This window comes from Micromonospora sp. NPDC050695 (assembly GCF_040654415.1).
GTDB lineage: Bacteria > Actinomycetota > Actinomycetes > Mycobacteriales > Micromonosporaceae > Micromonospora.
Genome location: NZ_JBFAHZ010000108.1, coordinates 1 through 4,810, shown reverse-complemented (window position 1 = coordinate 4,810; position 4,810 = coordinate 1). Strand labels below are relative to the sequence as shown.

At 67.4% G+C, this 4,810-nt stretch carries 5 protein-coding genes; 4 read left to right on the top strand and 1 reads right to left on the bottom strand.

Features of this window, described 5'->3' with window-relative positions; all coding sequences use genetic code 11:
- Positions 1–279: 279 nt before the first annotated feature.
- Together AB0H52_RS31445 and AB0H52_RS31440 are read left to right on the top strand one after the other, a co-directional pair.
- The gene (locus AB0H52_RS31445; RefSeq protein WP_088986537.1) at positions 280–690 is read left to right on the top strand and encodes a hypothetical protein; all 411 of its coding nucleotides are present in this window, start codon (positions 280–282) and stop codon (positions 688–690) included.
- Between the two features lie 14 nt (positions 691–704).
- Entirely contained in the window at positions 705–1,160 is a 456-nt protein-coding gene (locus AB0H52_RS31440; RefSeq protein ID WP_151493136.1) for a SitI3 family protein, read from the top strand.
- A 664-nt stretch (positions 1,161–1,824) separates the two neighbouring features.
- Here the strand turns inward: AB0H52_RS31440 and AB0H52_RS31435 are convergent.
- On the bottom strand, positions 1,825–3,075 hold the full coding sequence (locus AB0H52_RS31435; protein ID WP_151493137.1) for an MFS transporter: 1,251 nt from the start codon (positions 3,073–3,075) through the stop codon (positions 1,825–1,827).
- A 68-nt stretch (positions 3,076–3,143) separates the two neighbouring features.
- Between AB0H52_RS31435 and AB0H52_RS31430 the strand changes: the two genes are divergently transcribed.
- Complete coding sequence (locus AB0H52_RS31430; RefSeq protein WP_357951907.1) at positions 3,144–3,608, top strand: hypothetical protein; 465 nt, start codon at positions 3,144–3,146, stop codon at positions 3,606–3,608.
- Entirely contained in the window at positions 3,560–4,183 is a 624-nt protein-coding gene (locus tag AB0H52_RS31425; protein ID WP_357951906.1) for a DUF5937 family protein, read from the top strand. Before AB0H52_RS31430 ends, AB0H52_RS31425 begins: the two co-directional genes overlap by 49 nt.
- The last annotated feature ends 627 nt before the right edge of the window (positions 4,184–4,810 follow it).

The window sequence follows — 4,810 nt, the reverse complement described above, 5'->3', positions numbered from 1 at the left end:
CACTGGCCCGGAATCACACCATCGACAACAACCTCCGATCCATCACACGGTGTATCCACTTGCGCCGCGCGACCTCGTGTCGCACGGAAACTGACAGGGGCTGGCCGTCACCTACCGGCCAGCCCTACCCCTTCCGAGCACGGCGACCCGCCGTCGACACCTCATGCCGCCGGCGACGCCACATCCGCTGAACACGGCTACGGCACGCCCTGGACCAGACAGCCAACCGGTGTCTCGGGCGGGACGCCGACCGGTCCGAGAACCAGAATTCCACCCCGGTTGGACGACGAAGGGCGACGTCCGTTGGAACTCGAGAACGAATGCGCCGATATAGTCGCCAGCAAGAGCTACCGGGTCCACCAGAACCCCACCAGGCAGGAGATCGCCGACGCCCGGCTTCGCACCGGCGACTCCGGCAACCCGAACAAAGACCCGGATTACCTGATCGAAGGTCACGTGTTCGACTGCTATTCGCCCACTCTCGGCAAGCCGGTACGGGGCGTCTGGAGCGAGGTCCGCGCCAAGGTCGACAAGGAGCAGACCCAACGCGTGGTGCTGAACCTGCACGACTGGCACGGAGACCTCGCGGCCCTGCGGACACAGTTCGACACCTGGCCCGTCGAGAGGCTGAAAGAACTCGTCGCGGTAACGCCGAGTGGCGCGATCGTGCAGATCGTCCGTCGAGACTGAGGAGAGGCGCAGAGATGGCTGTCGAGTTCAGGTTGACCCTGGCGGGTGACCTGCCCCTGGACCACGTGGCTGATCTCGTGGCAGCCGAACCCGCCGAGAAGCCTAGGCCGAGCGGCACCAACCCGCGGCTGTTCAGTGCTCGGCTCTACGACACCCGCGGGTACGCGCTGACCGTCTCCTCAGGGAGCCAGGGTTATTTCGATGCCGAGGCCGACGACGGTGCCCGCTGGGAGTGGGAGCCGGAGACGTACGTCGACATCGACTTCTCCATGCGGGCAGACGACCTGGTCGACAAGGGGATCCCGAACATGATGAAGGCCGTCGCACGTGTGTTGGCCGCCCGGCAGGAGGACGCGGCGCTGGTCCAGAACGGAAACTGGCTCCTGCTGACCCGCACCGCAGGCGAACTCCGCAGACATCGGCCTACCTGGTGGAGCCACTACGGCATAGACGACCTCATCACCCCATGAGCCAGCCGAGCGCGGGTGACCCGCTGACGAACGACGCGGCTTCGACCCGTCGTCCGTGCGCGACGTCGACGTCGTCTTCCTCGACAACCCGACGGACCTGGCCCGCGACAACGACGACCAGCCACCGCGTGGCTGATGGCGACCTGGCCGGATCCCCCGTGGGAGGCGGCGCCCAGCCGGGGGAGCGGACAGCCGCACATGATCTTCGATGATGTGCGCGGTGTGTGCTCTCCAGCGGATGCCAATTCGGGTGAATCGGTGCCAACGCGGGTCACCGCGGCCGACCACCGGTCGCAAACCGGGGTTCGTGTGCTCGGGGTGTGGTCCTGGGCTGGGACAACGGCGGTCCGGGGAACGTGGGTGAACGTCGGCCACTCCCTGCCACCCCAGGTGAACCCCCAGGTCGCTAGACTAGGCCCTCGCGCCCCCGTAGCTCAGGGGATAGAGCATCGGTTTCCTAAGACGACGCTCTATCTGTACCCGGAGGCTGACTACCTGCCGGTTCCTATTTTGTCTTCGTGTTAGTGGGTCGCAACGCGCGTTGCTGTGCTCGCTTGTCGAAGACCAGCGACGATAAGCGGGCTCGGGACTCATCTGCTCGGCAGGGTCGGACGGCGGTCTCCGGCCGCGATCACCTGGTTGAAGCGGCCCATGCGGGGCCGCTTCACCGTGGCGCGGCAGCAACCGGCGCGGGCTCTGCCGGGCCGGTCGGCAGCAGCACCATCGTGCGCAGTGGCGATAGAAAGATCGGAACCCAGGCGACGGCCATGCCGACGGTGCCGCACCAGAGCGCGGCGCGCAGCGACACGTGCTCTCCAACGAGACCGGCGAGCACCGAGCCGATCGGCAGTGCCCCGGAGAGCACGAAACGCATGGTGGCGTTCATCCGGCCCAGCATCCGGTCCGGGGTGATGGTCTGCCGGAAGCTGACCAGCAGTACGTTGTCGATCGACGCCTTCGCCATCATCAACAGGTAGGCCACGGCGGCGGCCCACAGCCAGACTCCCCGATCGGCGAAGGGCAGCAGCAGGTAGACGGGTGCCACGGTCGTCGCGGCGACGATGAGGGTCCGCCCGTAGCCGAAGCGCAGCGCGAGTCGCCGGGCGGCCATCGTGCCCAGGACCGCGCCCACCCCGCCCACGGCGAAGAAGACGCCGACCAGTCCCTCCGGCAACCGCAGTTCCCGGACGATCAGCAGCGGAACGATGACGACGATGACCGTGGAGGCCAGGTTCACCAGCGCACCTGATGCGGCGACGGCACGCAGGGCGGGCTGTCCGGCGACGTAACGCAGGCCCTCACCGATCTCCCGCCACAAATGCCGGGGCCCGTCGGGTACGGCAGGTGCCGGCTCCTGGCGGCGGATCAGGCACAGGCAGAGAAACGACCACAGGTAAGTGACCGCGTCGACGGCGATGGCCACCGGCGCGGTCAGTGCCTGCACGAGGGCGCCGCCGGCCCCTCGACCGACGATCCGGGAGACCGCCTCGGTGCCGGCGAGGCGGGCGTTACCGGCCACCAGGTGCTCGCGTCCCACGACCGTCGGCAGATAGCTCTGCGCCGCCACGTCCGAGAAGACCCGGCCCGCGCCAACCAGGAAGGCGACGACGAAGAGTTGGGTCATCGTGAGGATCCCCCACCACCACGCCAGCGGTACCCAGGCCAGCAGCAGGAACCGGACGAGGTCGGCGGCGAGCAGGACGGGCCGTCGGCGCATCCGGTCGACCCACACCCCGGCGGGCAGGCCGATCAGCAGGAACGCCGCCGTGGTGGCGGCGTTGAGCAGGCCCACCTGTTCCGGGCCGGCCTGCAGGGCCACGATCGCCGCCAGAGGGAAGGCGATGTAGCTGATCTCGCTGCCGAGCCGACTCACCGCCGTACTTGCGAAGAGCAGTTCGAAGTCTCGATTCGCCATGCCGAGAGCATGCTGCGACAGGACCGTCAGCTCGATAGATTTAGACCAGGCTAAATTCCAGGAGGGCGATGCTCACCATCGGGTTCTCGGCGTACGACCTCGCGGTGATGCGGTTCGCGTTCTCGCCGATGCAGGAGATCGTCGCCAGCGTCCGCGTGCTCAAGGATCCAGCGGCGCACGCCCTGCACGTTCCGTGGGTCAAACAGGTGGCACCCCGGGTGGCCGCGGCAGCGGGCGCCTTCGACCTACTGTTCGCCCTGGTGCCAGTGCCGAGCTGGTACATCCCCGACTTCGTCACACCACCCCCGACGACGCCGGTACCGGATCTGCAGACCGAGCTCGCAGATCTCCGCCGCACCGCACCGCAGCAGGTGCGCACGGACCTGGACCGGTTGACGACACTGCGGGACCCGGCGCGGCGGAACGCCCCCCCCCCGGGCGCGACGACGCGCGGGCGCGCAGGGACGATGCCGAACTGCACGCCTTGTGGACCGACCCCGCCACGGGGCTGGATCGCCTCGCCCGGCAAATGAACGACTACTGGCAACTGGCCGTCAGCGAGTACTGGCCCCGGCTGCGCAGCCTGCTGGAAGCCGACGTCGTCCACCGCGCCCGCCGCCTGGCCGACGGCGGTCCCACGAGCCTCTTCACCGACCTGGCGCCATCCGTGAGCTGGCACGACGACCGGCTCACCATCGTCCATCCACGCTTCGCCGGTCACCGCCAACTGGACGGCGAGGGCCTGCTGCTCGTCCCGTCGGCGTTCGTCTGGCCGACTGTCTTCTCCAGCACCATGCCGCCCTGGCAGCCGACGCTGACCTACCCCGCGCGCGGCGTGGCGACACTGTGGGGAAAGCAGACCACCGCGACCGCCCCAGCGCTGGAACGGGTGATCGGGCGCTCCCGCACCCGACTGTTGCTGGAACTGGACGCACCAGCCTCCACCACAGAGCTGGCCTACCGCACCGGACTGACACCGGGAGCCGTCTCGCAACACCTCGGCCTGCTGCGATCGGCCGGACTCGTAGGCGCGTCACGCAGCGGCCGGCTGGTGCTGTACTTCAGAACCGACGCGAGCGACAAGCTACTGACCGAAGTTCACGACTGACACCACCTCACCAGCGGATCACGCTCGGTGATCGACTGCGTACGGCACGCCAGGTCCGCTGGTCCACGTACGACGGTGCGGGTCGATCCGGGTTCTCCGAGGTCGCCCAAGGCGCACACGTTCGCGCAACCCGCTCCCGGTTGGTCCTTTTCACCCGACCTCCGTTCGCGGCGACCTAACGCTGTGTTTGAACCGGCCAGCGAGTTAAGTGTTGCTCCACCCCATCATTAAGCGGTGCTGACGGTCGGAGTCTTGCTGATCGAACTAATCGACGGTTAACGTTGACCCAGCGCCGATCGGGGCCGGTGAAAATCGCCCGGATCGGTGAGAGAAGCGAAACGGGGGAAGGATCTCGCTCTTGGACTCTGTGGAACCGCTGCGCCCTGCCGCGGAGCGGAACTCCTGATAGGTGCACCCATCCGAAATCCCTGCCCGCGTGGGTTGGAGGGGTTCGGAGCAGGGCGTTCGCAAGATCGAGCTTTGACCCTTTAATGGCCTTTGGGGTAGTCACGCCGGTTCAGGCCGGTACGTAGAAGAGCGCGGTCTTCTGGTGATCATTCAGGTGTCTAGGCCGGATGATCACAAGTGAAGGACCGCGCTCGTGGAAGCATCATCGTTGATTGGCGG

Coding starts and splice junctions, on each gene's coding strand:
- AB0H52_RS31435 (WP_151493137.1), bottom strand. CDS start 3,075: ATGGCGAATCGAGACTTCGAACTGCTCTTCGCAAGTACGGCGGTGAGT.
- AB0H52_RS31430 (WP_357951907.1), top strand. CDS start 3,144: ATGCTCACCATCGGGTTCTCGGCGTACGACCTCGCGGTGATGCGGTTC.
- AB0H52_RS31440 (WP_151493136.1), top strand. CDS start 705: ATGGCTGTCGAGTTCAGGTTGACCCTGGCGGGTGACCTGCCCCTGGAC.